Here is a 26,274-nt window from a genome sequence, read left to right as displayed (position 1 = left end):
GGCATCGTCCCCTGTAGGAGCGGCCTTGCGTCGCGATAGGGCCGCAAAGCGGCCCCGGCAATTTCTGCTGCGAAGCTGAAAACCTGGGGCTGCTGCGCAGCCCTATCGCGACACAAGGCCGCTCCTACAGGGGCCGTGTGAAGGCATGGGTCTAGCCCGGATCGCGGAAATCGGGGTGGAAGCCGGCCGGCACCGCCACGCTGACGCTATCGCGGGTGGCAATGTCGATCCCTTCACTGGCCACCTCGGCCAGGAAGTCGATCTGCTCCGGGGTGATCACGTAAGGTGGCAGGAAATACACCACGCTGCCCAGCGGGCGCAGCAGCGCGCCACGGGTCAGGGCGTGCTCGAAGACTTTCAGGCCGCGACGTTCCTGCCAGGGGTAGGCGGTCTTGCTCGCCTTGTCCTGGACCATCTCGATGGCCAGCGCCATGCCGGTCTGGCGGATCTCGGCCACATGCGGGTGATCGGCCAGGTGCGCCGTGGCACTGGCCATGCGCACCGACAGGGCCTTGTTGGCCTCGATCACATTGTCCTGCTCGAAGATGTCCAGGGTCGCCAGGGCCGCGGCGCAGGCCAGCGGGTTGCCGGTGTAGCTGTGCGAGTGGAGGAAGGCGCGCAGGGTCGGGTAGTCGTCGTAGAAGGCCTGGTACACCTTGTCGGTGGTCAGGCAGGCGGCCAGTGGCAGGTAGCCACCGGTCAGGGCCTTGGACAGGCACAGGAAGTCCGGGCGGATGCCGGCCTGCTCGCAGGCGAACATCGTGCCGGTGCGGCCGAAGCCCACGGCGATCTCGTCGTGGATCAGGTGCACGTCGTAGCGGTCGCAGGCCTCGCGCAGCAGCTTGAGGTAGACCGGATGGTACATGCGCATGCCGCCGGCGCCCTGGATCAGCGGCTCGACGATCACCGCGGCTATGCTGTCGTGATGCTCGGCCAGGGTCTGTTCCATGGCTGCGAACATGTTTCGCGAGTGCTCTTCCCAGCCCATGCCCTCGGGGCGCAGGTAGCAGTCGGGGCTGGGTACCTTGATGGTGTCCAGCAGCAGGGCCTTGTAGGTCTCGGTGAACAGCGGCACGTCACCCACCGACATCGCGGCGATGGTTTCGCCGTGGTAGCTGTTGGTCAGGGTGACGAAGCGCTTCTTCTGCGCTTTGCCGGTGTTCTGCCAGTAGTGGAAGCTCATCTTCAGCGCCACTTCGATGCACGACGAGCCGTTGTCGGCGTAGAACACCCGGTCCAGGCCTGCGGGCGTCATGGCCACCAGGCGTTCGGACAGCTCGATCACCGGCTGGTGGCTGAAACCCGCGAGGATCACATGCTCCAACTGGTCGACCTGGTCCTTGATGCGCTGGTTGATGCGCGGGTTGGCGTGACCGAACACGTTGACCCACCAGGAGCTGACGGCGTCCAGGTAGCGCTTGCCCTCGAAGTCCTCGAGCCATACGCCTTCACCGCGCCTGATCGGGATCAGCGGCAGCTGCTCGTGGTCTTTCATCTGGGTGCAGGGGTGCCACAGGACCTTGAGGTCGCGTTGCATCCACTGATCGTTGAGGCCCATGGGCACTTCTCCTGGCGTTGCGGCTCGGTTTGACCGCGTAAGCCTAAGCAATGCCGGGGGGCAGGACAACCGCTCAATGACGCCAGGCCGGACGCCATTCCAGCTGACGAATGTGCACGATGCTCTGGGGCAATGTCGAGAGGGTCAGGCGGTCGAGCGGGCCGGGCACGTCATGCCAGAATGGCCCCAGGCTGCTTGGGCCTGGCGTGAACTCGATGTAGTTGCTGTCGTGCAGGGTCAGCCAGTAGGCCGTCGAGGCGGCGTTGCCCAGCGTGTTGATGTTCACCTCCAGCAGCAGGCAGTCGACGGTCTGGCCGAAGCGAATCTCGATATCGCTCTGGCCAAGGATGATCAACTCCGTGCCGATATGCCCTTCGTCGGATTCATAGCTCGAGCTGTAGGCGATACCGTTGGACACGATGCTCAGGCCCGTGGGCGTATGCCAGATGATTTCGGGCATGGGCGCCGAGGATGTCCACTTGGCGAAGTCTTCTGTGTAGATCACCGCTGAGCCCTCGGCCTGGTTCTGGTGTACCTGCCAAGCCTGCACCGCCTGACACCTTCGTGCTACTGACAAAAATGCCAGTTGCCAAAAGCACTTGATGTCACTGCGGTGGCAGGGTGGGCAGAGGTGACGTATTCTTAACGCATCTCCCCGGGGCGTTCTTCCCCGTATCTTCTATCGCTTCTCTAACCGGAGTTCGCCATCATGGCTGCTGCTTGGGTGCGCCTGTGCGCGTTGGTATTGATCGGGGTGTCCAGCGGTGCCGCGCTGGCCAAGGACAAGACGGCGATCGTCGTCGGTGGTGGCCTGGCAGGCCTGACCGCGGCCTACGAGCTGCAGAGCAAGGGCTGGCAGGTCACCTTGCTGGAAGCCAAGTCGGGCATGGGCGGGCGATCTGGCCTGGCCACCAGCGAGTGGATCGGCAACAGCAAGACCCAGCCGGTGCTCAACCAGTACCTCGAGCAGTTCAAGGTCGGTACCCTGCCGGCTCCCGAGTTCGTGCGCACCCCTGGCTACCTGATCGACGGCGAATACTTCAGCGCCGCCGACCTGACCGCCAAACAACCGGCGACGGCCGAGGCGCTCAAGCGCTACGAGAAGACCCTCGATGACCTGGCCCGCTCCATCGACGACCCGCTCAACCCGGCCGCCAACAGCACCCTGTTCGCCCTCGACCAGATGAACGTCTCCACCTGGCTCGACAAGCTGCAGCTGCCGGCCACCGCCCGTCAGCTGGTCAACCAGCAGATCCGTACCCGTTATGACGAACCGTCGCGCCTGTCGTTGCTGTACTTCGCTCAACAGAGCCGCGTGTACCGCAACGTCAGCGACCGCGACCTGCGCGCCGCGCGCCTGCCGGGCGGCAGCCCGGTGCTGGCTCAGGCATTCGTCAAGCAGCTCAAGACCATCAAGACCAGCTCGCCGGTGACCGCCATCGTCCAGGACAAGGACGGCGTGACCGTCAAGGTCGGTGCCGTCGGCTACCAGGCCGATTACCTGGTCATGGCCGTGCCGCTGCGCGCCCTGGCCAGGATCCAGATGACTCCGGGGCTGGATGGCCAGCACCTGGCCGCGCTGAAGGGTACCAACTACGGCTGGCGCGACCAGTTGATGCTCAAGTTCAAGAACCCGGTGTGGGAGAGCCGTGCGCGCATGTCCGGCGAGATCTTCAGCAACACCGGCCTGGGCATGCTGTGGATCGAGCCGGCGTTGAAGGGCGGCGCCAACGTGGTGATCAACCTGTCCGGTGACAACGCCCGCCTGCTGCAGGCCTTTGGCGACAAGCAGATGGTCGACCAGGTGCTGATCCGCCTGCATGCCTTCTATCCGCAGGCCCGTGGCGCGTTCACCGGTTACGAGGTCCGTCGCTACAGCACCGACGCGGGCACCGGCGGCGCCTACCTGGCCTACGGCCCGGGGCAGATCAGCAAGTACTGGCGCTTGTGGGAGCGCCCGGTGCAGCGTATCGCCTTTGCCGGTGAGCATACCGACGCGCTTTACCCTGGCACCCTCGAAGGCGCCCTGCGCAGTGGTCAGCGCGCCGCCAGTCAGGTCCAGGACCTGGCCGCGGGCAAGTCGTTCGACCCGGTCAAGGCCGCGCCGGTCGCCGCCGCGGCCGCAGCAGGGGCGGTAGGGGCCGCCGCGGCGAAGGACAAGGGCGGGTTCTTCTCCAACCTGTTCGGTGGCTCTTCCGACAAGGCCCCGGCCAAGGCGGAGCCGGTGAAGGCCGAGGAGCTCAAGCAGGACAAGCCGGGCTTCTTCTCGCGCCTGTTCGGTGGTGGCGACAAGCCAGAGGCCAAGGCCGCGCCGATCGCCAAGGCCGAGGAAGTCGCCCCTGCGCCTGCCCCCGCATCGGTCGCGCCGGCGCCTGTGGTCAAGGAGGAGCCGGTGAAACCGGCAGCCACCAAACCAGCTCCAGCCAAGCCAGCGGCCAAGCAGGCACACAAGCCTGCGGCCAAACCGGCGCCGGTGAAGAAGGCCGCCGCCAAGTCGGAGCCGGCCAAGAAGCCCGTAGTCAACAGTCAGGCCAAGGCCGGCTGACCTCCGTGTAGCAGCCATCGCGGGACCCCGCGATGGCGTCGGAACTTCCAAACGTCTATCGTTAATGTTTCCTTAATAGGAATCTTTCACACTAAATATCGGATTTCTCGATAATCCGAAGCAGTTTTTTGTGCTTTTATTCGATACGTCACGCGTTAGTCTGTGCACAGCTTTCACGGGGAAATACGCCAACATGCAACTGCGCAACTCACCTTCTCGCTATGGCCTGGTCAGCATCGTCCTGCACTGGGGTGTGGCGCTGGCGGTCTTCGGCCTGTTCGGCCTGGGGCTGTGGATGGTCGGCCTGGGTTACTACGACCCCTGGCGCAAGGCAGGTCCCGACTTGCACAAGAGCATCGGCCTGGTGCTGTTGGCGGTCATGTTGCTGCGTGTACTCTGGCGCTTGGTCAGCCCGCCACCGCCGGCTCCGGCCAACCATGGCAAGGTGACTCGCCTGGCCGCCAAGCTGGGCCACCTGGGGCTTTACCTGGGCCTGTTCGCGGTGATGATCGCCGGCTACCTGATTTCCACCGCCGACGGTGTCGGTATCCCGGTGTTCGGCCTGTTCGAGGTGCCGGCACTGGTCAGCGACCTGCCAGACCAGGCCGATACGGCCGGGGTGATCCATCTGTGGCTGGCCTGGGGCCTGGTGATCTTCGCCGTGCTCCACGGGCTGGCGGCGCTCAAGCACCATTTCATCGACCGTGACGCGACCCTCACCCGCATGCTGGGCCGCAAAGCTTGACTCTCACCCTCAATTGCATAGGAAGGAATAAAGGATGTTGAAAAAGACTTTTGCCGCTCTGGCGCTCGGTACCGCCCTGATCTCCGCCGGCCAGGCCATGGCTGCCGAGTACAAGATCGACAAGGAAGGGCAGCACGCGTTCGTCGACTGGAAGATCAGCCACCTGGGCTACAGCTTCATCCACGGCACCTTCAAGGACTTCGACGGCAACTTCACCTGGGACAGCGCCAAGCCCGAAGCCAGCAAGATCAGCGTCGACCTGAAGACCGCCAGCCTGTGGTCGAACCACGCCGAGCGTGACAAGCACATCGCCAGCAAAGACTTCCTCGATGTGAAGAAGTACCCAGAAGCCAAGTTCGTCTCCACCAGCGTCAAGTCGACGGGTGACAAGACCGCTGACGTAACCGGCGACCTGACCCTGCACGGCGTGACCAAGCCGGTCACCTTCAAGGCCGTGTTCAACGGTGAAGGCAAGGATCCGTGGGGTGGCGAGCGTGCCGGCTTCAACGCCAAGACCACGCTGAACCTGAACGACTTCGGTATCAAAGGCCCGGGCCCGACCTCCCAGACCCTGGACCTGGACATCAGCGTCGAAGGTGTGAAGCAGAAGTAATTAGCGGTAACTGAACGACCGAGGGGCCGCTACGCGGCCCTTTCGCGACACAAGGCCGTTCTCACAAGTTCAGCGCAGCCCTTTGGCGGAGCGCAGTACCTGTGGGAGCGGCCTTGTGTCGCGAAAGGGCTGCATAGCAGCCCCTCGGTGTTTCAATCAGCCCTTGCGGGTCAGCAGCGCCGGGCGCTCACCGCGTGGGCGGCTTGGCAGGTCGTCCAGTTGCTCGGGCGTCGGGTAACGGTCGAGCTTGGATTCCTTGCGGATGATCACCGGCGCGCTCTGCGATTCGCGCGGGTTGCGCACGGCCGGCTCCTGGCGGGGCGAGTCGTCGCGGCGGTTGCGACCGCCGTTATTGTCGCGACGGGCGCCGCCATTGCTGCCACCACCGTTGCGCGGGCGTTTCTCACCCGAGCCCGAACCCGAGCCTTGGCCTTGGCGCTGTTGACCATTGCCACGGCCCTGACCTTGCGCCTGGCCAGCGCCGCTGCGCTGCCCTTGGCCTTGTCCGCCGCTGCCACCGGGGCGGCGGTTGCGACCCTGGTTCTTGGCATTCTGGTAAGGGCTGACGTAGTCGGCGCGGTTGCCGAAATTGTCGACGTCGTCGTCCAGGAACTCTTCCGGATCACGATCGGCCGGTGCCGCTGGGATGGCCTTCTGGCCCTGCGCGGCCTGTTGCTGGCGTGGCTTCTTGTCACGCGGCTTGCGTTGCTGCTGGCCTTGCTGCTGTTTCTCGCCGGACTTGTCCTTGTCGGCCTGCTTCTCGCCTGCGGGCTTGTTGCGGCCCTTGTCCTTGCCTTTGTCCTTGCGTCCGCCACTGCCTTCCTTGCCGCCTTCGCCGCGAGGTTGCTGGTTGCGTCCGCCACGGCCGTTGTTCGGCTGGCGCTCGCGGACTTCCGGCTTTTCGGCCTCGACCGTCGAGGCGTCGAAGCCCATCAGGTCGCCATCCGGGATCTTCTGCCGGGTGACGCGCTCGATGCTCTTGAGCAGTTTCTCTTCGTCCGGCGCGACCATCGAGATGGCTTCGCCCGAACGACCGGCACGGCCAGTACGGCCGATGCGGTGAACGTAGTCTTCCTCGACGTTGGGCAGTTCGAAGTTGACCACATGCGGCAGTTGGTCGATGTCCAGACCACGGGCGGCGATGTCGGTGGCCACCAGTACGCGTACGGTGTTGGCCTTGAAGTCGGCCAGGGCCTTGGTGCGGGCGTTCTGGCTCTTGTTGCCGTGGATCGCCGCGGCGGTCAGGCCGTGCTTTTCGAGGTATTCGGCCAGGCGGTTGGCGCCGTGCTTGGTTCGGGTGAACACCAGCACCTGTTCCCAGGCGCCAAGGGTGATCAGGTGCGCCAGCAGGGCGCGCTTGTGGCTGGCCGGCAGGCGGTAGACACGCTGCTCGATACGCTCGACGGTGGTGTTCGGCGGCGTGACCTCGATACGCTCGGGGTTGTGCAGCAGCTTGTCGGCCAGGTCGGTGATGTCCTTGGAGAACGTCGCCGAGAACAGCAGGTTCTGACGCTTGGCCGGCAGGCGCGCCAGCACTTTCTTGACGTCGTGGATGAAGCCCATGTCGAGCATGCGGTCGGCTTCGTCCAGCACCAGGATCTCGACGTGGGAGAGGTCGACGCTACCCTGGCCGGCCAGGTCGAGCAGGCGGCCCGGGCAGGCGACCAGGACGTCGACGCCCTTGGCCATGGCCTGGACCTGCGGGTTCATGCCGACGCCACCGAAGATACAGGCGCTGATGAAGTTGAGGTCGCGGGCATAGACCTTGAAGCTGTCATGCACCTGGGCTGCCAGCTCGCGGGTCGGGGTCAGCACCAGGACGCGCGGTTGGCGCGGGCCGTGGCGTTGCGACTTGTCGGGGTGGCCGCCCGGGAACAGGCGCTCGAGGATCGGGAGCGCGAAGCCACCGGTTTTACCAGTACCTGTCTGGGCGGCGACCATCAGGTCGCGACCTTGCAACACGGCGGGAATGGCCCGCTGTTGCACCGGAGTGGGCTGGGTGTAGCCCGCTGCCTCGATAGCGCGGACAAGAGCCTCGGAGAGACCGAGGGAAGCAAAGGACATGGGCAATCCTGTTCTCGTGGGGGCTGGGCCCGATGGGGTGTTCTGCCTGGCGCGACGGGCATCGGAGGGATGCGATCGCGTCCGGTCCAGCTGGCGTTCACTGCGCATCCTGGATGCCTGCGGACGGGCACCGAAGGTGCACAGCTGCGGGTCGAGATGCCTGTTGCGAGGCCGAGCGTCCGGGCGTGAGCCGGGCGGGAAGGCCCGAGTATAACAGAGCAATCAGCGTGTGCTGCGTTCCTGCTGCTCAACGGCGAAAGGAAAACCCGGTTTACCGATGTAGCGGGCATTGATCGCGGCGTAGGCCGGCTCCTGCTTGAAGCGCCGCAGCTCGTCGCTGAACGCCTGGGCCAGCCGCTCTCGGCCGGGCTTGCGGGCCAGCCCCAGGTACTGCTGGCGATGACTGATCAGCAGCGGCAGCTCCTCGACTTTCTGCTCCAGCCCCAGCTGGCGGCTCAGGTAGCGACCGACCCGGCGGTCGGTCACCAGCAGGTCGATGCGCCCGAGCAGCAGCTTGCCGAAGTTGGCCTCGTGGCTGGGCGCCGGTTCGCGGCGAAACAGCGGTGAATCGGCGAAGCCGCTGCCATAGACGTAGCCAGGGGAGGTTCCCACGTTCAGGCCGGCGAGGTCCTCCAGCCGCTCGATGGGATGCGGGCGGGAGCGTGCCTGGTAGAGCACGAACTCGACCGGCGACATGGGTTCGTCCGGGTAGATCAGGAATGCCTGGCGCGATTCGACCTTGAAGATGTCCATCACGGCATCCGCCAGGCCCTGCTCGATCATCGCCAGGCAACGTTTCCAGGGCAGGAATTCCCACTGCACGTCGACGCCCAGGCGCCTGAGCACCTCGTTGGCGACTTCGTAGTCGATGCCTTTGGGCTGGCCGTTTTCCTGATAGATGTAAGGGGCCCAGTCATCGCTGACGATGCGCAGGCGTTCGGCATGGGCGGGCAGGCTCAGGCAGGCGAGCAGCGACAGCAGGAGGGAGGGGATGAGCGTGCGCATGGCGGGAGAGTACGCTGCAAGCTTTGCCAATGCCAGTGACCCACGGTCGCTGGGCGCGTTGCCGGCAACGCGAACGAACAAGGCTTTGATCTGCGCCAAAGCCTTGTTCATGACCGTCAGCGCGGCAGCTTCAGGTTGTTCCAGATCGCCAGGCTCGGTTCGGCCTGGTTGAGGGTGTAGAAGTGCAGGCCCGGCGCGCCGCCTTGCAGCAGCTGTTCGCACATGCGGGTGATCACTTCCTCGCCGAAGGCCTGGATGCTGGCGGTGTCGTCGGCATAGGCTTCCAGCTGCTTGCGGATCCAGCGCGGGATCTCGGCGCCGCAGGCGTCGGAGAAGCGCGCCAGCTTGCTGTAGTTGGTGATCGGCATGATGCCGGGCACCACCGGGATCTCGACGCCCAGCTGCTGCGCGCGTTCGACGAAGTAGAAATAGCTGTCGGCGTTGAAGAAGTACTGGGTGATGGCGCTGTCGGCACCGGCCTTGACCTTGTGCACGAAGTTGGCCAGGTCTGCCTCGAAGTTGCGCGCCTGGGGGTGCATCTCTGGGTAGGCGGCGACTTCAAGATGGAAGTGATCGCCGGTTTCCTGGCGGATGAACTCCACCAGGTCGCTGGCGTAGCGCAGTTCGCCGCTGGCCATGCCCATGCCCGATGGCAGGTCGCCGCGCAGGGCGACGATGCGCTTGATGCCGGCGGCCTGGTATTCGGCGAGCAGGGCGCGCAGGTCGTCCTTGCTGTCACCCACGCACGACAGGTGCGGGGCGGCGGGAACTTTCACCTCGCTTTCCAGCTGCAGCACGGTGTTGAGGGTGCGGTCGCGGGTCGAGCCACCGGCACCGTAGGTGCAGGAGAAAAAGTCGGGGTTGTAGCTGGCCAGCTGGCGGGCGACGCCCATCAGCTTTTCGTGACCGGCATCGGTCTTGGTGGGGAAGAACTCGAAACTGTAGCGGCGTTCTTGTGACATCTCTCGTTCCTTCGGCAGTGCGCCTGGGGCGTCTGCCTGCAAATAAAAGCCAGGACGGTGGGGGCCGGCCTGGCTCGGACATCGGATCGAAGCCGTGGCCTGCGCTGGACGCAGGCCACGCACCGCTTAGTAGCGGTAGGCGTCCGGCTTGAACGGGCCTTCGACGGTCACACCGATGTACTCGGCCTGCTGCGGGGTCAGCTGGGTGACCACGCCGCCGAAGCCGCGGACCATTTCCAGGGCCACTTCCTCGTCCAGCTTCTTCGGCAGCACTTCCACGGTCAGGCGCTCGGCCTTCTTCGCGGCAGGCAGTGCGGCGAACTTCTGCTCGAACAGGAAGATCTGCGCCAGGACCTGGTTGGCGAACGAACCGTCCATGATGCGGCTTGGGTGGCCGGTGGCGTTGCCCAGGTTCACCAGGCGGCCTTCGGCCAGCAGGATCAGGTAGTCGTCGTTCTGCGGATCGAAGGTGCCGGCGCCGGTGCGGTGGATCTTGTGCACCTGCGGCTTCACTTCTTCCCAGGCCCAGTGCTTGCGCATGAAGGCGGTGTCGATCTCGTTGTCGAAGTGGCCGATGTTGCAGACCACGGCGCGCTTCTTCAGGGCCTTGAGCATGTTGGCGTCGCAGACGTTGACGTTACCGGTGGTGGTGACGATCAGGTCGATGCGGCCCAGCAGGTCCTTGTTGATGCCGGCTTCGGTGCCGGTGTTGATGCCGTCCTTGAACGGCGAGACCACTTCGAAGCCGTCCATGCAGGCCTGCATGGCGCAGATCGGGTCGACTTCGGTGACCTTGACGATCATGCCTTCCTGGCGCAGGGACTGGGCCGAGCCCTTGCCCACGTCGCCGTAGCCGATCACCAGGGCCTGCTTGCCCGACAGCAGGTGGTCGGTACCGCGCTTGATGGCGTCGTTCAGGCTGTGACGGCAGCCGTACTTGTTGTCGTTCTTGCTCTTGGTGACCGAGTCGTTGACGTTGATCGCCGGGACCTTCAGCTCGCCCTTGGCCAGCATGTCCAGCAGGCGGTGCACGCCAGTGGTGGTCTCTTCGGTCACGCCGTGGATCTTGTCCAGCATGGCCGGGTACTTCTTGTGCAGGATCTCGGTCAGGTCACCGCCGTCGTCCAGGACCATGTTGGCGTCCCATGGCTGACCGTCTTTCAGGATGGTCTGCTCGATGCACCACTCGTATTCCTGCTCGGTCTCGCCTTTCCAGGCGAACACAGGAATGCCGGCGGCGGCGATGGCGGCAGCGGCCTGGTCCTGGGTGGAGAAGATGTTGCAGGACGACCAGCGTACTTCGGCGCCCAGGGCGACCAGGGTCTCGATCAGCACGGCGGTCTGGATGGTCATGTGGATGCAGCCGATGATCTTCGCGCCCTTGAGCGGTTGCTCGGCTTGGTATTTGCGGCGCAGGCCCATCAGCGCGGGCATTTCCGATTCGGCGATGATGACTTCCTTGCGGCCCCAGTCGGCCAGGGAGATGTCGGCGACCTTGAAGTCGGAAAAACCTGCAGGCGTGTTTACAGCGCTCATCGAGAGCCTCCATTCGTAGTGTGCGAATGGGCGCCGTTGTGCGTTGAGCGTCCGCTTGCGCGAACAACGCCCCGACCGAGCCTGACAGGACGAACCTGCTGCAGCGCCCCTCGGTCGGGTGGCGGGATGGCCACCACAGCGGGTGACCATGTGAAACGGCGAGATTATAGCCAGGGCCGTGTGACACACCCAAGACTTTCTGTCGATTAATCGAGACGATAGTCGATGTTCAATGGAGGGTGACCCAGCGGTCTGCCATCATTAGCGCACGTCAGCCAAGCAGGTCAGGAGTACAGATGAACTTTCACACCCGCAAATGGGTTAAACCCGAAGACCTCAACCCCAACGGCACGCTGTTCGGCGGCAGCCTGTTGCGCTGGATCGACGAAGAAGCGGCGATCTACGCCATCGTCCAGCTGGGCAACCAGCGCGTGGTGACCAAGTACATCTCGGAGATCAACTTCGTCAGCGCCTCGCGCCAGGGCGACATCATCGAGCTGGGCATCACGGCCACTGAATTCGGCCGCACCTCGATCACACTCAAGTGCGAAGTGCGCAACAAGATCACCCGCAAGGCCATCCTGACCGTCGACAAGATGGTCTTCGTCAACCTGGGCGAGGATGGTTTGCCGGCCGCCCACGGGCGTACCGAGATCAAGTACATCCAGGACCAGTTCCCCGATTCGGCTGTCGAGTAAACGCTCTGGGGGGCTGCTGCGCAGCCCTTTCGCCGGCAAGCCGGCTCCCACAGGGATCGCGCCAGCCTGCAGAGCGACGCGCTCGGGGTGGGAGCCGGCTTGCCGGCGAAAGGGGCGCAAGGCGCCCCCGGCGGCATCAAGGCTGTGTGCTGACCTTGCGCACCACCTTGCCGACCGTCAGCCCCTGCACCAGGATCGACGACAGCACCACGATGTAGGTGATCGACAACAGCAGGTCGCGCTCGTCGCCCTGCGGTAGCGACAGCGCCAGGGCCACCGACACGCCACCACGCAGGCCACCCCAGGTCAGCACGCGAATGGTGCCCTGCGGCACGCTGCGCCAGCGGCGCAGCAGCATGATCGCCGGCGCCACGGTCAGCAGCCGCGACGCCAGCACCGCCACCGCCAGCACCCCGCCCGCCGCCAGGTGCAGCCAGTTGAACGGCAGCAGCAACAGCTCCAGGCCGATCAGGGCGAACAGCAATGCGTTGAGCATGTCGTCGATCAGTTCCCAGAAACCGTCCATGTAGCGACGGGTCATGTCGTTCATCGCCAGGTTGCGGCCCAGGTTGCCGATGATCAGGCCGGCCACCACCATGGCGATCGGCGCCGAGACGTGCAGTTCGTAGCACATCGCCGAGCCACCGATGACCAGCGCCAGGGTCAGCATCACTTCGACCTGGTACTGCTCGACGCTCTTGATCATGCGATAGGTGGCGTAGCCGATCAGGCCACCGAAGGCGATGCCGCCGAGGGCCTCGCGGGCGAACAGGATGGCGGTGTCGGCGACGCTCGGGGTCTCGCCCAGCTGGATGATGCCCAGCAGCACGGTGAACACCACCACCGCGGTGCCGTCGTTGAACAGCGATTCGCCGACGATGGTGGTCTTCAGCGGTTTGGAGGCGTTGGCGGTGCGTAGCGCGCCGAGCACGGCGATCGGGTCGGTCGGCGAGATCAGCGCGCCGAACAGCAGGCAGTAGATCAGCGGCACGTGCCAGCCAAACAGAGCGAACACCCAATGCGCCAGGTAGCCGATCACCACGGTGGCGATGAGTACGCCGAGGGTGGCCAGCAGGCCGATCGGCCAGCGGTAGCTGCGCAGGTCGGCAAGGTTGACGTGCAGGGCGCCGGCGAACAGCAGGAACGACAGCATCCAGTGCATCAAGAGGTCGTTGAAGTCGATCTGATTCATCAGGCCTTCGACGCGTTCTTCCAGGCCGGGGAAGCCGATCAGGCTCAGGCCCTGCAGGATCAGGGAGAACAGCAGTGCGGTGACCATCACGCCGATGGCCGGCGGCAGGCCGATGAAACGGTAGTTCACATAGGTGAGGAGGGTGGTGAGGCAGATAAACGCGGCAACTAGTTCAAGCATCCCGATTCCTGTGACAGTGGCTTCCAAGTCGTTTCCCGAGTGACTCGGGCAGTTCTTGGATGATCTGACGTGGCGCTCGGGACACAGGGTTTGACCGGATTAATCCAAATCGTTCCCATCTGAAGGGTGGATCGCATACCCTGTGGCGCGGCTTGTCGGGACGCTGAACCGCCATGAACACGGGCGCGGCCCGCGCCATCCGCCGCGTATGCAGCTTCGCGGGCAAGCCCGCTCCCACAACTAAGGATAAGAAGGCGTGCTGGCAACATCCCTCGTACTGGTCGCGGCCCTGCTCCACGCCACCTGGAACACCCTCATCAAATTCAGCGGCGAGCGCCTGCTGGTGATCGCCAGCATGGACCTGGTGGCATTGGTGTTCGCCGTGCTGGCGGTGGCCTTCGTCGATTTTCCTCCCGCGCAAATCTGGCCCTGGCTGCTGGCCTCGGCACTGGCCGAGCAGCTGTACCGCTACCTACTGATCAAGGCCTACCGGGTCGGCGATCTGGGCCTGGTCTATCCGCTGATGCGTGGTTTGTCGCCTTTGGTGGTGCTGGGGCTGACCCTGGCCTTCGCCGGCGAGTCGCTCAGCCAGCAGCAGATCATCGGCATCCTGTTGATCCCCTGCGGCATGGCTTGCCTGTTGTGGCAGGGCGGTGGCGGCGATCGCCTGCCCTGGTCGATGCTGCCGGTGGTGGCGCTGATCGGCCTGTGCATCGGCTGCTACACCTGGTTCGACGGTCAGGCCGTGCGGCTGTGGGGCAAACCGTGGGACTACCTGGTGTGGCTGACCTTGCTCAGTGCCTGGCCGTTTCCGCTGGTGGCCGGCGTGGCGCGGCGCGCGCCGTTCGTGGCGTTCTGGCGCACCCAGTGGCGCCTGGGCCTGGCGGTGGGGCTGTGCGTGCTGTTCAGCTACGCTCTGGTGCTGTGGGCCATGCACCTGGGGTCGGTGGCCGAGGCGGCGGCGCTGCGCGAGCTGAGCGTGATCCTGGTGGTGCTGTTGGGCATGCGCTACCTCAAAGAACCTTTTGGCGGACCGAGACTCCTAGCTTGCGGGCTGGTCCTGGCAGGCATGCTGGTGATGAAGCTCTGAACCGATCCTCTGTGAACAAGGAGTCCTGTCCATGACCGTTGCCCTGTGGTGCATCCTCATCGCCCTGTGCCTGCCGCCGCTGTGTGCCTTGATCGCCAAGGTCAGCAGTGGGCGATTCGGCTTGCGTGACAACCACGACCCGCGGGCTTTCCTCGAGACGCTGTCCGGCCTGCCCAGACGGGCGCACGCGGCGCAGCAGAACAGCTTCGAGGCGTTCCCGGCGTTCGCCGCGGCCGTGCTGGTGGCGGATATCGTCGGCAATGCCGAGCAGGTGACCCAGGACGTGCTGGGCGTGCTGTACATCACCAGCCGCCTGCTCTACATCATCTGCTACCTGGCGGACTGGGCAGCGCTGCGTTCGGTGGTGTGGTTCGCAGGGTTGGCGCTGATCGTGTCGTTCTTCGTCGTTTCGATCTGAAACCGAGTTGCCTCCTTCGCGGGCGAACCCGCGAAGGGGCGGCGCCGATCAAGGCACCTTCGGCACTTCGGGCAAGGGCTGCCCCTTGGGCCACAGCATCCAGATCTGCCCCTGCTGCTTCATGTTGCCCGCCAGTTCCCCAGCCTCGGGCCCGGTGCCCCAGAACAGGTCCGCGCGTACCTCGCCGGTGATGGCGCCACCGGTGTCCTGGGCGCCGACAGGGCGCACCACCGGGCTGCCGTCCGGACGGGTGGTGGACAACCACAGCAGGCTGCCCAACGGAATCACCTTGCGGTCGATGGCCACGCTGTAGCCGGCGGTCAATGGCACGTTGAGCGAGCCGCGCGGACCTTCGTTGCTGTCCGGACGGGTGCTGAAGAACACGTAGCTCGGGTTGCTGGCCAGCAGTTCCGGGACGCGTTGCGGGTTGGCCTGGGCCCAGGCGTGGATGCTGCCCATGGTCACCTGTTCCTTCGGCAACTGACCCTGGTCCACCAGCCAGCGGCCGATCGGGCGGTAGGGGTGGCCGTTCTGGTCGGCGTAACCCAGCCGCAACTGGCGGCCGTTTTCCAGCTGGATGCGGCCCGAGCCCTGGATCTGCAGGAACTGCAGGTCCATCGGGTCGGTCAGCCAGGCCAGCACCGGCGCCTTGGCGCCGTCGCGGTTGATCACCTCGGCGGTGTCGTAGGGCTTGAGCACCCGCCCTTCGAGGCGCCCGCGCAGGCGCTTGCCCTTGAGCTCGGGGTACACGCTGGCGAGGTCGACCACGATCATGTCCTCGGGCACGCCGTACACCGGCACATGCGCGCTGTCACTGCGCGCCAGGCTGCCGGGATAGACGGGCTCGTAGTAACCGGTGATCAGGCCGCTGGCGCTGTTCTGCGCCGAACGCAGGCCATAGACCTCAAGGTTCTGTTCGAGGAAGGTGCGCACCTGGGCGGCGCTGGCCGTTGCCGACCCTGCCGCTTCGCAGGTGGCGGCCCAGACTGGGTCGCGCTTGAGCTTTTCGCAGCCATTGCGCCAGGCGTAGAAGCCGGCCAGCAGGTCCTCGTCGCTGACCTGAGGCAAGTCCTTCCAGGTGGCTGGTGCGTAGGTGGCGATGGCATGGGGTTCGGGCTTGGCGCTCTCGCCGCCGTTGCAGCCGGCCAGGAGCGCCAGGGCGGGCAGTGCCCAGGCGAGGTGGCGCAATGCAGATTTCATGTGTTCGATCCTGTGTGGGGCAAGCATGAAGATTCGCCCCTGTTTTCTGTGTGGCTATTGGTCTTTGCCCAAGGGGCGGCGATACTGGCCGCCCGTTTTCCTGGCCGAAGAGACCGTGATGTTCAAGCGATTGACCGTAGTACTGCTCGCCGCCCTTGCCCTGAGCGCCTGCGATGGCGTCGATCCCAACTCGCCGCTGGGCCAGCGCAAGGCGATCTTCAAGCAGATGCTCAAGACCAGCGAGGACATGGGCGGCATGTTGCGTGGCCGGTTGCCGTTCGACGGGGCGAAGTTCGCCGACGGCGCGGTGAAGCTCGATACCCTGGTCCATGAACCTTGGCAGCACTTCCCGCAGGTCCGCGACGACGGTGACAGCAGTGCGCGTGCAGAGGTCTGGGAGCGTCAGGCGCGGTTCCACGACCTGGCCCGGCAGCTGGAGGGGGTCACCGGCGAGCTGGTCGCGGCGACTCGCGGCCAGCCGCTGGACGCCGCGCAGGTGAAGGCGCCGATGGACAAGGTCGAGGCGGCGTGCAAAGCCTGTCATAGCGAGTTTCGCAATCACTGAGCCGAGGGGCTCTCGTGGGAGTGCTCGCACAGGATGGCGTTGGGCTAGCGCTCGAGTTCGTCCACGGCTTCCTGCAGTTCCTTCTTGGCCTCGGCCAGCTTGTCCTTGCGCTTGTTGATCTTCTCCGCGTCACCTTTCTTCATGGCCTTGTCCAGGTCCTTGGTGCGCTGGTTCACTTCGTGACGGGCGTCGAGCACCTTCTGCTCGCGCTCCTTGCGCAGACCGGCGTCGGTGCAGTGCTCGGTGACTTCGCTCAGGGCCTTTTCCAGGCCGGCCTGCTGGGCGCTGTTGCCATGGGCGCGGGCTTGTTCGATCTGTTCACTGATGGCCTGGCGCTTGGCCGCGCAGCCGGTCAGGCCCGGCTGCTCCTCGGCGGCCAGCAGCGGGCTGGCGGCGAAACCGAGCAGGGTGGACAGGGCGAGGGACGAAAGCAGTTTCATCGGGGGCTCCATTCGGGGCGGGGCGGCAGAAAGCGAAATGCTGCCCTGATCCGCGCAAATTAGAAACCCTCGATTGCATGGGCACGCAGTTGCAGGGCCAGCGCCTGCACCTGCTCATTGGCGAAAAACGCCTGCAACTGGCCGGCTCGGCCGGGTCCTACACCGGGTTCGGCAAGCCATTGCTCGATGTTTCTGGAGGCCAGGGTGGACCAGTCCATCTCCAGCCTCACGCTGGCCGGAGCGGGTAGGCCCATGCCGCGCAGCCAGCGTTCGAATGGCTGCCGGCGCCCCAGTTCGAAGGCTTGCAGTAGCTGGTCTGCACGTGCCCGGGCAATGCCCGGCACGCCGAGCAGGTCGTCGCGTTCCAGTTTCAGCCAGTCGGCCAGGGTGGTGACCCGTCCACTGTCCAGCAAGGTTTTCCACAGGCCTGGGCCGGTGCCTGGCATGTCCAGGCCTTGCTTGCCGCTCAACCAGGTCAGTCGTGCAAGGAACTGTTGCTGGCAGGCAGCGCTTGCCGTCCAGCAGCTCAAGGGGTGATGCGCCGCAGGGTCCGGCGCAGGCACGGCGGGGCGCACCGGGCTGCGGTGAACCACGCTCTCCAGGCGTGGAATGGTCAGCCCGGCCAGGCTCACCGCGACCTGATCGCCCGGGCGGATGTCCAGCCGCTGCCAGCGGGCCAGCGAGCCCAGGCTCACCTGGCCGATCCGCCGGTCGTCCACGGTTACCGGCTCCAGTTGCAGCAAGGGTGTGATGCGCCCGGTGCGCCCGATGCGAAAGTGAACGTCGCGAACCTGTGCCAACACCTGGCGCAAGGGATACTTCCAGGCCGCTATCCAGTACGGCGCCTGAGCCCGCCAGCGTCGCGCGGGAGGGCGACTGCCCTGGCGCAGGATCACGCCGTCGGTGGCGAAGGGCAGTGCGTGGCGATACCAATGTTGGCGCCAGTACGCGGCGTCGTCGAAGCCGTCGATGGCCACGCTCAGGCGCTGGCTGTCGCTGAAGCCCAGCGCGGCCAGGCGTGCCAAGCGCTCGGCCTGGGTGTCCGGTCCGTCCGGCCAGTCCCAGACGAACAGGCCGATGCCCGCGCCCTGTTCCTCCGTCAGTTGCCTGCGCGCCAGCAGGCCGGCGATGACGCTGCGGGCATTGGCGCCGCCGGCCTCGACTTGCACGTGATCGTCCAGGCGCCAGTACAGCTCGCCCTGGAACACCGTATCCAGCGGCTGGGGCAGTTGGCGCACGACGCTGCCCAGCACGGCGATGTGGCGGCTCCAGTCATGCCCCTGGGTACCGTCGCCTCGGCTGAGCAGGCGTACCAGACGGCCTTGCCGGTAGATCAGCGAGACGGCAACGCCATCCACCTTTGGCTGGATCCATACCTCCTGCCTGCCATGCAGCCAGCGGCGCACGGCCTGTTCGTCGGCAAGCTTGCCGACCCCGGTATGGGCCACGGGATGGGCCACCGTGCCACGGGCGCTAGCCAGCGGATTGTCACCCGTATCGGGCAGGGCGGAGCAGGCCTGCAGGTCCTGCAGACGCTGGCGGCTCTGGTCATAAAGCTCGTCGGCCACCAGCGCCACGCCCTGGCGATGGTAGTGATCGTCCCAGCGGGCGAGGGTCAGGCGTAGTTGCCTCACTTCCTTGTGGGCGCGCTCTTCGGGCCAGTCGGGACAGGTTCGAGCGCCAGCAGGCAACCAGGGAAAGAACAGCAGCAACAGCAGTAGCCCGAACGGCATGGCCGGCATCCTTGCGGGGCGGAAAGGAATGCTCAGCCTAGGCATTGGCGCCAAAGCGCGTGGCGGCGGATTGTCAGTCGATATGTCATGAAAAAGCCCCTGCCGATCGCTCGGCAGGGGCTTTCCTGTACCGCTGTGGGACCTATTACAGGCCGGCGGCGTCGCGCAGGGCGGCAGCGCGGTCGGTGCGCTCCCAGGTGAAGGTGGTGAAGGTGTCGTCACCCACGGTCTTCTGCTGCGGGGTACGACCGAAGTGACCGTAGGCAGCGGTTTCCTGGTACATCGGGTGGAGCAGGTCGAGCATGGTGGTGATGGCGTATGGACGCAGGTCGAAGCATTCGCGCACCAGCTGCACGATCTTTTCGTCGGAGACCTTGCCGGTGCCGAAGGTGTTGATCGAGATGGAAGTCGGCTGGGCCACGCCGATGGCGTAGGACACCTGGATCTCGCAGCGCTCGGCGAGGCCCGCGGCAACGATGTTCTTGGCCACGTAGCGACCGGCGTAGGCGGCGGAACGGTCGACCTTGGACGGGTCCTTGCCGGAGAACGCACCACCACCGTGACGGGCCATGCCGCCATAGGAGTCGACGATGATCTTGCGACCGGTCAGGCCGCAGTCGCCCACCGGGCCACCGATGATGAAGTTGCCGGTCGGGTTGATGTGGTACTGGGTGTCCTTGTGCAGCAGTTCGGCCGGCAGGGTGTGCTTGACGATCAGCTCCATCACCGCTTCCTGCAGGTCTTTCTGCGAGACTTCAGGATTGTGCTGGGTGGACAGGACGACGGCGTCGATGCCGACCACCTTGCCGTTTTCGTAGCGGCAGGTGACCTGGGACTTGGCGTCCGGGCGCAGCCACGGCAGCAGCTTGGACTTGCGTGCTTCGGCCTGGCGCTCGACCAGGCGGTGCGAGAAGCAGATCGGCGCTGGCATCAGCACATCGGTCTCGTTGCTGGCATAGCCGAACATCAGTCCCTGGTCGCCGGCGCCCTGGTCTTCGGGGCGCGAGCGGTCGACGCCCTGGGCGATGTCCACCGACTGCTTGCCGATGATGTTCATCACGGCGCAGGTGGCGCCGTCGAAGCCGACGTCGGAACTGTTGTAGCCGATGTCGATGATCACCTTGCGCACCAGCTCTTCCAGGTCGACCCAGGCCGAGGTGGTGACTTCACCGGCGATGATGGCGACACCGGTCTTGACCAGGGTCTCGCAGGCCACGCGGGCGTACTTGTCCTGGGCGATGATGGCGTCCAGCACCGCGTCGGAGATCTGGTCGGCGATCTTGTCCGGATGCCCTTCGGACACGGACTCGGAGGTGAAAAGGGAGTATTCGCTCATCTCGATGGGTTCCTGAAATTTACCGATGTTGTGTGTCGCCAGCGGCCCGCTGGAAATGCCGGACCTGGATCTGGAAACCGTTACGCAAGCCTACGTAGAGGCTGTCCCCCGGGACCAGCCCCGCCACGTTGGCCCAACGGGCCAGGTCGTCCTGCTCGAAGCCCAGCCAGAGGTCGCCGCAGGCTTCGCGCGCCCACCCCTGGTCATGGCTGCACAGCTCGGTGACCAGCAGGCTGCCGCCTGCCTTCACCCGTTTGGCCAGCAGGCGCAAGGCCAGGGCCGGGTCGCTGAAATGGTGCAGCACCATGTTCAGCACAACGCAGTCGGCTTTTACATCCGTTGCACCCAGTGCATCGGCCAACTGCAGGTTCACGTTGTTCAGTTGATGGCGCTCGCAGACCTGGCGGGCCAGCTCGAGCATGGTCGGGCTGTTGTCCATTGCCGTGACCTGTTCGAAGCGCCTGGCCAGGTCGGGCAGGAAGCCGCCGTCGCCGGGGCCCACCTCCAGGGCGCTGGCGCCGTCGTCGAAGCTGAGCTTGTCAAGCAGTGCCAGCAGGCTTTCGCGGTACTGTGGCAGCCCGGCGATCAGGTCCTGCTGGGCGCGGAACTTCTCTTCCACGCGCAGGAAGAAGTCCTGGCTGGTTGCCGCGCGGCGCTGCTGGACCTGGGCGATGCGCGCCTGCACGTCCTGCGGCAGTGCGAGGTCGTCGACCTCCACGAGCAGCGCCGAATGCAGGCGACCACCGAGGCGTTGGCTGTCGGGCAGGGCGCGGCGATAGAAAATTGCATTGCCTTCGCGGCGGGTCGCCACCAGGTCGGCCTGGGCCAGCACCTTCAAATGGTGGCTCATGCCCGACTGGCCGATATCGAAGATCTGCGCCAGTTCCAGCACGCCGAACGAATCGTTGGCCAATGCGCGCAGCACGTTCAGGCGCAGGGGGTCGCCGCCGGCCTTGCACAGGGCAGCCAGTTCGTCGCTGCGTTGTGGGGTGATGGACGCATTGAGGTTCATGGGGCGGGAGTCTAGACAGGGGATGCTGTCGTCGCAATAGCAATATCAAAAAGTTTTGATATTGGCTGATCAGTGGTTTCCAGGGCTCCCTCGTGGGAGCGGGCTTGCCCCGCGATGGCGTCAGATCCGGCGCAGGAGGGGCCAGGGCTGGCGCCATCGCGGGGCAAACCCGCTCCCACAACCCCGCTTTTTTACTCTTTTCCCAATCAATCACAGGAAAAAAGCCCGAGTGCGACCATACGTCATTGCCCCCGGGCCCCCAGTGGGCGAAAATGGCCGCCTTTTTTCGTTTCACTACTAATTCAAAGCCCCAGGAGACTCAGCGATGCCCAGCCGTCGTGAACGTGCCAACGCCATTCGTGCCCTCAGCATGGATGCCGTGCAAAAGGCCAACAGCGGCCACCCAGGTGCCCCCATGGGCATGGCGGATATCGCCGAAGTGCTTTGGCGCGACTACCTGAAGCACAACCCGAGCAATCCAAGCTTCGCCGACCGCGACCGCTTCGTGCTGTCCAACGGCCACGGCTCGATGCTGATCTACTCGCTGCTGCACCTGACCGGCTACGACGTCACCATCGATGACCTCAAGTCGTTCCGCCAGCTGCACAGCCGCACCCCGGGTCACCCGGAATTCGGCTACACCCCGGGCGTCGAGACCACCACCGGCCCGCTGGGCCAGGGCCTGGCCAACGCCGTGGGCTTCGCCCTGGCGGAAAAAGTGCTGGCCGCCCAGTTCAACCGTGAAGGCCACAACGTCGTCGACCACAACACCTACGTGTTCCTCGGCGACGGCTGCATGATGGAAGGCATCTCCCATGAAGTCGCCTCGCTGGCCGGCACCCTGGGCCTGAACAAGCTGATCGCCTTCTACGACGACAACGGCATTTCCATCGACGGCGAAGTGCACGGCTGGTTCACCGACAACACCCCGGCGCGCTTCGAGGCGTACAACTGGCAGGTGATCCGCAACGTCAACGGTCACGACGCCGACGAGATCAAGATGGCCATCGACACCGCTCGCAAGAGCGACCGTCCGACCCTGATCTGCTGCAAGACCATCATCGGCTTCGGCTCGCCGAACAAGCAGGGCAAGGAAGATTGCCACGGCGCGCCGCTGGGCAACGACGAAATCGCCCTGGCCCGCAAGGAACTGAACTGGAACCACGGTCCGTTCGAGATTCCCGCCGACATCTACGCCGAGTGGGATGCCAAGGAAGCCGGTGCCAAGGCCGAGGCCGAGTGGAACCAGCGCTTCGATGCCTACGCCAAGGCCCACCCGGAGCTGGCGGCCGAGTTCAAGCGCCGCACCGCCGGTGACCTGCCAGCCGACTTCAGCGAGAAGGCCCAGCAATACATCAACGAAGTCGCCGCCAAGGGCGAGACCATCGCCAGCCGCAAGGCCAGCCAGAACACCCTGAACGCCTTCGGCCCGCTGCTGCCGGAATTCCTCGGTGGCTCGGCGGACCTCGCCGGTTCCAACCTGACCCTGTGGAAAGGCTGCAAGGGCGTCGAGGCCAATGACGCCAGCGGCAACTACGTGTTCTACGGCGTGCGCGAATTCGGCATGACCGCGATCATGAACGGCGTCGCCCTGCACGGCGGCCTGGTGCCTTACGGCGCCACCTTCCTGATGTTCATGGAATACGCGCGCAACGCCGTGCGCATGTCGGCGCTGATGAAGCAGCGCGTGATCCACGTCTACACCCACGACTCCATCGGCCTGGGCGAAGACGGCCCGACCCACCAGCCGATCGAGCAACTGACCAGCCTGCGCAGCACGCCGAACCTGGACACCTGGCGTCCGGCCGACGCGGTCGAGTCCGCGGTGTCCTGGAAAGCCGCCCTGGAGCGCAAGGACGGCCCGTCGGCGCTGATCTTCTCGCGTCAGAACCTGCAGCATCAGGAACGCAACGCTCAGCAGATCGCCGATATCGCCCGTGGCGGCTACGTGCTGAAAGACTGCGCCGGCGAGCCTGAGCTGATCCTGATCGCCACCGGTTCCGAAGTGGGCCTGGCCGTGCAGGCTTTCGACAAGCTGACCGCGGAGGGCCGCAAGGTCCGCGTCGTGTCGATGCCGAGCACCAGCGTGTTCGACGCCCAGGACGCCGCGTACAAGCAGTCGGTCCTGCCGCTGGAAGTCGGTGCGCGCATCGCCATCGAAGCTGCTCACGCCGACTTCTGGTACAAGTACGTCGGCCTCGAGGGCCGCGTGATCGGCATGACCACCTACGGTGAGTCGGCGCCGGCCTCCGCGCTGTTCGAGGAGTTCGGCTTCACCCTGGACAACATCCTGGGTACCGCCGAAGAGCTGCTGGAAGACTGATTCAGACTGTGCGAGGCGAGGGCGTTGCCCTCGTTTCGCGACACAAGGCCGCTCCTACAAGGTATGGCGTACACCGTACCCTGTAGGAGCGGCCTTGCGTCGCGATGGGCCGCAAAGCGGCCCCAAAAGCCATCATGCGTTAGCGAGCCATCGAATGCCCCACCCGCGTCCCTACAAAGTTGCACTCAACGGTTACGGCCGCATCGGCCGCTGTGTCCTGCGCGCACTGTTCGAGCGGGGGGCGAAGGCCGGTTTCGAGATCGTCGCGCTGAACGACCTGGCCGACCAGGCCAGCCTGGAATACCTGACCCGCTTCGACTCCACCCACGGGCGTTTTCCCGGTGAGGTGAAGGTCGATGGCGACTGCCTGCACATCAATGGCGACTGCGTGAAAGTGCTGCGCAGCGCCACCCCGGAAGGCATCGACTGGGCCGCGCTGGACATCGACCTGGTGCTGGAGTGCTCGGGTGCCTATCACACCCGTGCCGATGGCCAGCGCTTTCTTGACGCCGGCGCGCCCCGGGTGCTGTTCTCCCAGCCCATGGCCAGCGAGGCGGATATCGACGCCACGGTGGTCTACGGTGTGAACCAGGACTGCCTGACCGGTCGTGAGCTGCTGGTGTCCAATGCCTCCTGCACCACCAACTGCGGTGTGCCGCTGCTGCGCGTGCTGGACCAGGCCTTCGGCATCGAGTACGTGCAGATCACCACCATCCACTCGGCGATGAACGACCAGCCGGTGATCGACGCCTATCACCACGAAGATCTGCGCCGCACCCGCTCGGCGTTCCAGTCGGTGATCCCGGTGTCCACCGGCCTGGCGCGTGGCATCGAGCGCCTGCTGCCGGAACTTGCCGGGCGAATCCAGGCCAAAGCGGTACGCGTGCCGACCGTCAACGTGTCGTGCCTGGACATCACCCTGCAGACCGCCCGCGACACCAGCGCCGAGGAGGTCAACCGGGTGCTGCGCGAGGCCGCCCTGGACGGCCCGCTGAAAGGCTTGCTGGCCTACACCGAGCTGCCCCACGCCAGCTGTGATTTCAACCATGACCCGCATTCGGCGATCGTCGATGCCAGCCAGACCCGTGTCTCAGGCCCCCGCCTGGTGAACCTGCTGGCCTGGTTCGACAACGAATGGGGGTTTGCCAACCGTATGCTCGACGTTGCCGAACACTATCTGCACGTCGTTCACCCAACCCGCAGCAAACAGCCCTGAAGGACTGCATTCATGACCGTGTTGAAGATGACCGACCTCGACCTGCAAGGTAAGCGCGTACTGATCCGCGAAGACCTCAACGTCCCTGTGAAGGACGGTGTGGTAACTAGCGACGCGCGTATCCTGGCAGCGCTGCCGACCATCAAGCTGGCCCTGGAGAAGGGCGCGGCGGTAATGGTCTGCTCGCACCTGGGCCGCCCGACCGAAGGCGAGTTCTCCGCCGAGAACAGCCTCAAGCCGGTCGCCGACTACCTGAGCAAGGCCCTGGGCCGTGACGTGCCGCTGGTCGCCGACTACCTCGACGGCGTCGAGCTCAAGGCCGGTGACCTGGTGCTGTTCGAGAACGTGCGCTTCAACAAGGGCGAGAAGAAGAACGCCGACGAGCTGGCGCAGAAATACGCAGCCCTGTGCGACGTGTTCGTGATGGACGCCTTCGGCACCGCTCACCGCGCCGAGGGTTCCACCCACGGCGTCGCCAAGTTCGCCAAGGTCGCCGCCGCCGGCCCGCTGCTGGCTGCCGAGCTGGATGCCCTGGGCAAGGCGCTGAAGGCCCCGGCCAAGCCGATGGCGGCGATCGTCGCCGGCTCCAAGGTGTCGACCAAGCTGGATGTGCTGAACAGCCTGAGCGCGGTCTGCGACCAGCTGATCGTCGGTGGCGGCATCGCCAACACCTTCCTCGCCGCCGCCGGACACCCGGTTGGCAAGTCGCTGTACGAGCCTGACCTGGTCGAGACCGCCAAGGCCATCGCCGCCAAGGTCAGCGTGCCGCTGCCGGTGGACGTGGTGGTCGCCAAGGAATTCGCCGAAAGCGCCGAAGCCACCGTCAAGGCCATCGCCGACGTGGCCGCCGACGACATGATCCTGGACATCGGCCCGAAAACCGCCGAGCAGTTCGCCGAGCTGCTGAAGACCTCGAAGACTATCCTGTGGAACGGCCCGGTCGGTGTGTTCGAATTCGACCAGTTCGGCAACGGCACCAAGGTCCTGGCCAAGGCCATCGCCGACAGCGCCGCGTTCTCCATTGCCGGTGGCGGTGACACCCTGGCGGCCATCGACAAGTATGGCGTCAGCAAGGAAATCTCCTACATTTCTACCGGTGGCGGCGCGTTCCTCGAGTTCGTCGAGGGCAAGGTCCTGCCTGCCGTGGCAATCCTGGAAGAACGGGCCAAGGCCTGAGAGTGAAGGCGCCTGGCAAAGGGAGCGACCTGATGGTCAAGCAATTGCCTGTGATGATCGTGGCCGTGTTGCTGGGCGCCTGTTCCAGCAACAAGGGCAGCGAGGCCGATCCGGCGCAACCGCCCAAGGGCGGTTGCTACCAGTCCCAGTGGCAGGCCGAGACGGTACCGGTGATCAACAAGCGCCTGGGCCCGGATGGCCTGGAAAAGTACGACGACGAGCACCAGCGCAAGGCGCCGGGCTGCCCTTGATCGGGTACTGGGCAACCAAGCCTGGGTTTTGTGGTCTTGGAAGAGGGTCCGCGCAGCGGACCCATGACGAGGTTTTAGGATGAAAGCGCTTCTGGCCGCATTGGCCCTGGCGACCCTGGCAGGCTGCTCGCTGCTGCAGCCGGCCCAACCCGCCCCGGCGGACAACTGGACCCGCTGGGTCTGCGACAGCCAGGCCGAAGTGCTGTGGCGTTTCGCCGACGCGCAGCAGGACGCGGTCGATGTACGCCTCGGCGGCGGCGACCAGGTCTACCGGCTCAAGTCCGAGCCGGGCGCCTCGGGCGCGCTGTACAGCGATGGCATGCTGGCCTTCCACACCAAGGGCGACGAAGGCCTGGTGTACTGGGTGGCGACCAACGATCTGATTGGGCGGGGCTGCAAGGCACCGTGACTGGCCG

At 65.3% G+C, this 26,274-nt stretch carries 24 protein-coding genes and 1 riboswitch; of the genes, 12 read left to right on the top strand and 12 right to left on the bottom strand.

What is annotated here, in order from left to right:
- Positions 1–151 precede the first annotated feature (151 nt).
- Both N7422_RS19080 and N7422_RS19075 read right to left on the bottom strand, forming a co-directional pair.
- Positions 152–1,558, bottom strand: a complete 1,407-nt coding sequence (locus N7422_RS19080) for an adenosylmethionine--8-amino-7-oxononanoate transaminase (protein ID WP_279807982.1) — start codon at positions 1,556–1,558, stop codon at positions 152–154.
- 73 nt (positions 1,559–1,631) lie between these two features.
- On the bottom strand, positions 1,632–2,108 hold the full coding sequence (locus tag N7422_RS19075) for a hypothetical protein (RefSeq protein WP_279807981.1): 477 nt from the start codon (positions 2,106–2,108) through the stop codon (positions 1,632–1,634).
- Positions 2,109–2,267: 159 nt separating this feature from the next.
- Between N7422_RS19075 and N7422_RS19070 the strand changes: the two genes are divergently transcribed.
- The 3 genes from N7422_RS19070 to N7422_RS19060 all read left to right on the top strand — a co-directional run bounded on the left by N7422_RS19070 (position 2,268) and on the right by N7422_RS19060 (position 5,461).
- Entirely contained in the window at positions 2,268–4,103 is a 1,836-nt protein-coding gene (locus N7422_RS19070; protein ID WP_279807980.1) for a flavin monoamine oxidase family protein, read from the top strand.
- A 193-nt stretch (positions 4,104–4,296) separates the two neighbouring features.
- A complete protein-coding gene (locus N7422_RS19065; RefSeq protein ID WP_279807979.1) occupies positions 4,297–4,848 on the top strand; it encodes a cytochrome b in 552 nt (183 codons plus the stop codon).
- 34 nt (positions 4,849–4,882) lie between these two features.
- Positions 4,883–5,461: a YceI family protein gene (locus tag N7422_RS19060; protein ID WP_279807978.1), complete on the top strand. Its 579-nt coding sequence runs from the start codon at positions 4,883–4,885 to the stop codon at positions 5,459–5,461.
- A gap of 156 nt (positions 5,462–5,617) precedes the next feature.
- On the opposite strand, the gene N7422_RS19055 is transcribed toward N7422_RS19060, so the two are convergent.
- The 4 genes from N7422_RS19055 to ahcY form a co-directional block, all read right to left on the bottom strand.
- Positions 5,618–7,525, bottom strand: coding sequence for a DEAD/DEAH box helicase (locus tag N7422_RS19055; protein ID WP_279807977.1), 1,908 nt, complete (start codon positions 7,523–7,525; stop codon positions 5,618–5,620).
- 222 nt (positions 7,526–7,747) lie between these two features.
- On the bottom strand, positions 7,748–8,530 hold the full coding sequence (locus tag N7422_RS19050) for a transporter substrate-binding domain-containing protein (RefSeq protein ID WP_279807976.1): 783 nt from the start codon (positions 8,528–8,530) through the stop codon (positions 7,748–7,750).
- A 116-nt stretch (positions 8,531–8,646) separates the two neighbouring features.
- On the bottom strand, positions 8,647–9,492 hold the full coding sequence (gene metF / locus N7422_RS19045) for a methylenetetrahydrofolate reductase [NAD(P)H] (protein WP_279807975.1): 846 nt from the start codon (positions 9,490–9,492) through the stop codon (positions 8,647–8,649).
- Positions 9,493–9,618: 126 nt separating this feature from the next.
- Entirely contained in the window at positions 9,619–11,028 is a 1,410-nt protein-coding gene (gene ahcY, locus N7422_RS19040; protein WP_279807974.1) for an adenosylhomocysteinase, read from the bottom strand.
- Positions 11,029–11,049: 21 nt separating this feature from the next.
- Positions 11,050–11,146, bottom strand: a riboswitch (S-adenosyl-L-homocysteine riboswitch).
- A gap of 178 nt (positions 11,147–11,324) precedes the next feature.
- Between ahcY and N7422_RS19035 the strand changes: the two genes are divergently transcribed.
- The gene (locus N7422_RS19035) at positions 11,325–11,726 is read left to right on the top strand and encodes a hotdog domain-containing protein (protein WP_003257757.1); all 402 of its coding nucleotides are present in this window, start codon (positions 11,325–11,327) and stop codon (positions 11,724–11,726) included.
- 136 nt (positions 11,727–11,862) lie between these two features.
- Here N7422_RS19035 and N7422_RS19030 read toward each other — a convergent pair whose 3' ends face one another.
- Positions 11,863–13,098, bottom strand: a complete 1,236-nt coding sequence (locus tag N7422_RS19030) for a sodium:proton antiporter (RefSeq protein WP_279807973.1) — start codon at positions 13,096–13,098, stop codon at positions 11,863–11,865.
- A 256-nt stretch (positions 13,099–13,354) separates the two neighbouring features.
- On the opposite strand from N7422_RS19030, the gene N7422_RS19025 reads away from it, so the two are divergent.
- Both N7422_RS19025 and N7422_RS19020 read left to right on the top strand, forming a co-directional pair.
- Positions 13,355–14,188 carry a DMT family transporter gene (locus N7422_RS19025; RefSeq protein WP_279807972.1) on the top strand — a complete coding sequence of 278 codons (834 nt, stop codon included), beginning with the start codon at positions 13,355–13,357 and terminating at the stop codon, positions 14,186–14,188.
- A gap of 31 nt (positions 14,189–14,219) precedes the next feature.
- The gene (locus N7422_RS19020; RefSeq protein ID WP_279807971.1) at positions 14,220–14,606 is read left to right on the top strand and encodes an MAPEG family protein; all 387 of its coding nucleotides are present in this window, start codon (positions 14,220–14,222) and stop codon (positions 14,604–14,606) included.
- A 48-nt stretch (positions 14,607–14,654) separates the two neighbouring features.
- On the opposite strand, the gene N7422_RS19015 is transcribed toward N7422_RS19020, so the two are convergent.
- Entirely contained in the window at positions 14,655–15,806 is a 1,152-nt protein-coding gene (locus tag N7422_RS19015) for an MltA domain-containing protein (RefSeq protein WP_279807970.1), read from the bottom strand.
- A gap of 118 nt (positions 15,807–15,924) precedes the next feature.
- On the opposite strand from N7422_RS19015, the gene N7422_RS19010 reads away from it, so the two are divergent.
- Positions 15,925–16,371, top strand: coding sequence for a cytochrome c (locus N7422_RS19010; protein ID WP_279807969.1), 447 nt, complete (start codon positions 15,925–15,927; stop codon positions 16,369–16,371).
- Between the two features lie 44 nt (positions 16,372–16,415).
- Here N7422_RS19010 and N7422_RS19005 read toward each other — a convergent pair whose 3' ends face one another.
- The 4 genes from N7422_RS19005 to N7422_RS18990 all read right to left on the bottom strand — a co-directional run bounded on the left by N7422_RS19005 (position 16,416) and on the right by N7422_RS18990 (position 20,892).
- The gene (locus N7422_RS19005; protein WP_279807968.1) at positions 16,416–16,811 is read right to left on the bottom strand and encodes a DUF1090 domain-containing protein; all 396 of its coding nucleotides are present in this window, start codon (positions 16,809–16,811) and stop codon (positions 16,416–16,418) included.
- Between the two features lie 59 nt (positions 16,812–16,870).
- On the bottom strand, positions 16,871–18,544 hold the full coding sequence (gene ligB, locus N7422_RS19000; RefSeq protein ID WP_279807967.1) for an NAD-dependent DNA ligase LigB: 1,674 nt from the start codon (positions 18,542–18,544) through the stop codon (positions 16,871–16,873).
- A gap of 145 nt (positions 18,545–18,689) precedes the next feature.
- Positions 18,690–19,880: a methionine adenosyltransferase gene (gene metK, locus N7422_RS18995; RefSeq protein ID WP_110734773.1), complete on the bottom strand. Its 1,191-nt coding sequence runs from the start codon at positions 19,878–19,880 to the stop codon at positions 18,690–18,692.
- A 19-nt stretch (positions 19,881–19,899) separates the two neighbouring features.
- Complete coding sequence (locus tag N7422_RS18990; protein WP_279807966.1) at positions 19,900–20,892, bottom strand: metalloregulator ArsR/SmtB family transcription factor; 993 nt, start codon at positions 20,890–20,892, stop codon at positions 19,900–19,902.
- Positions 20,893–21,217: 325 nt separating this feature from the next.
- Here N7422_RS18990 and tkt point away from each other — a divergent pair, with 325 nt between their 5' ends.
- From tkt to N7422_RS18965, 5 genes are all read left to right on the top strand, one after another.
- Positions 21,218–23,215: a transketolase gene (tkt, locus tag N7422_RS18985; protein ID WP_279807965.1), complete on the top strand. Its 1,998-nt coding sequence runs from the start codon at positions 21,218–21,220 to the stop codon at positions 23,213–23,215.
- Positions 23,216–23,369: 154 nt separating this feature from the next.
- On the top strand, positions 23,370–24,431 hold the full coding sequence (gene epd, locus N7422_RS18980; protein ID WP_279807964.1) for an erythrose-4-phosphate dehydrogenase: 1,062 nt from the start codon (positions 23,370–23,372) through the stop codon (positions 24,429–24,431).
- Between the two features lie 12 nt (positions 24,432–24,443).
- Positions 24,444–25,607, top strand: a complete 1,164-nt coding sequence (locus tag N7422_RS18975; RefSeq protein WP_279807963.1) for a phosphoglycerate kinase — start codon at positions 24,444–24,446, stop codon at positions 25,605–25,607.
- Positions 25,608–25,639: 32 nt separating this feature from the next.
- Complete coding sequence (locus tag N7422_RS18970) at positions 25,640–25,858, top strand: hypothetical protein (RefSeq protein WP_279807962.1); 219 nt, start codon at positions 25,640–25,642, stop codon at positions 25,856–25,858.
- 79 nt (positions 25,859–25,937) lie between these two features.
- Entirely contained in the window at positions 25,938–26,267 is a 330-nt protein-coding gene (locus N7422_RS18965; protein WP_279807961.1) for an MliC family protein, read from the top strand.
- Positions 26,268–26,274 lie beyond the last annotated feature (7 nt).

This window comes from Pseudomonas sp. GD04091 (assembly GCF_029836165.1).
Classification (GTDB): domain Bacteria; phylum Pseudomonadota; class Gammaproteobacteria; order Pseudomonadales; family Pseudomonadaceae; genus Aquipseudomonas.
The sequence above is the reverse complement of the archived record's forward strand: the minus strand, read 5'-3'. Positions and strand labels throughout refer to the sequence as shown.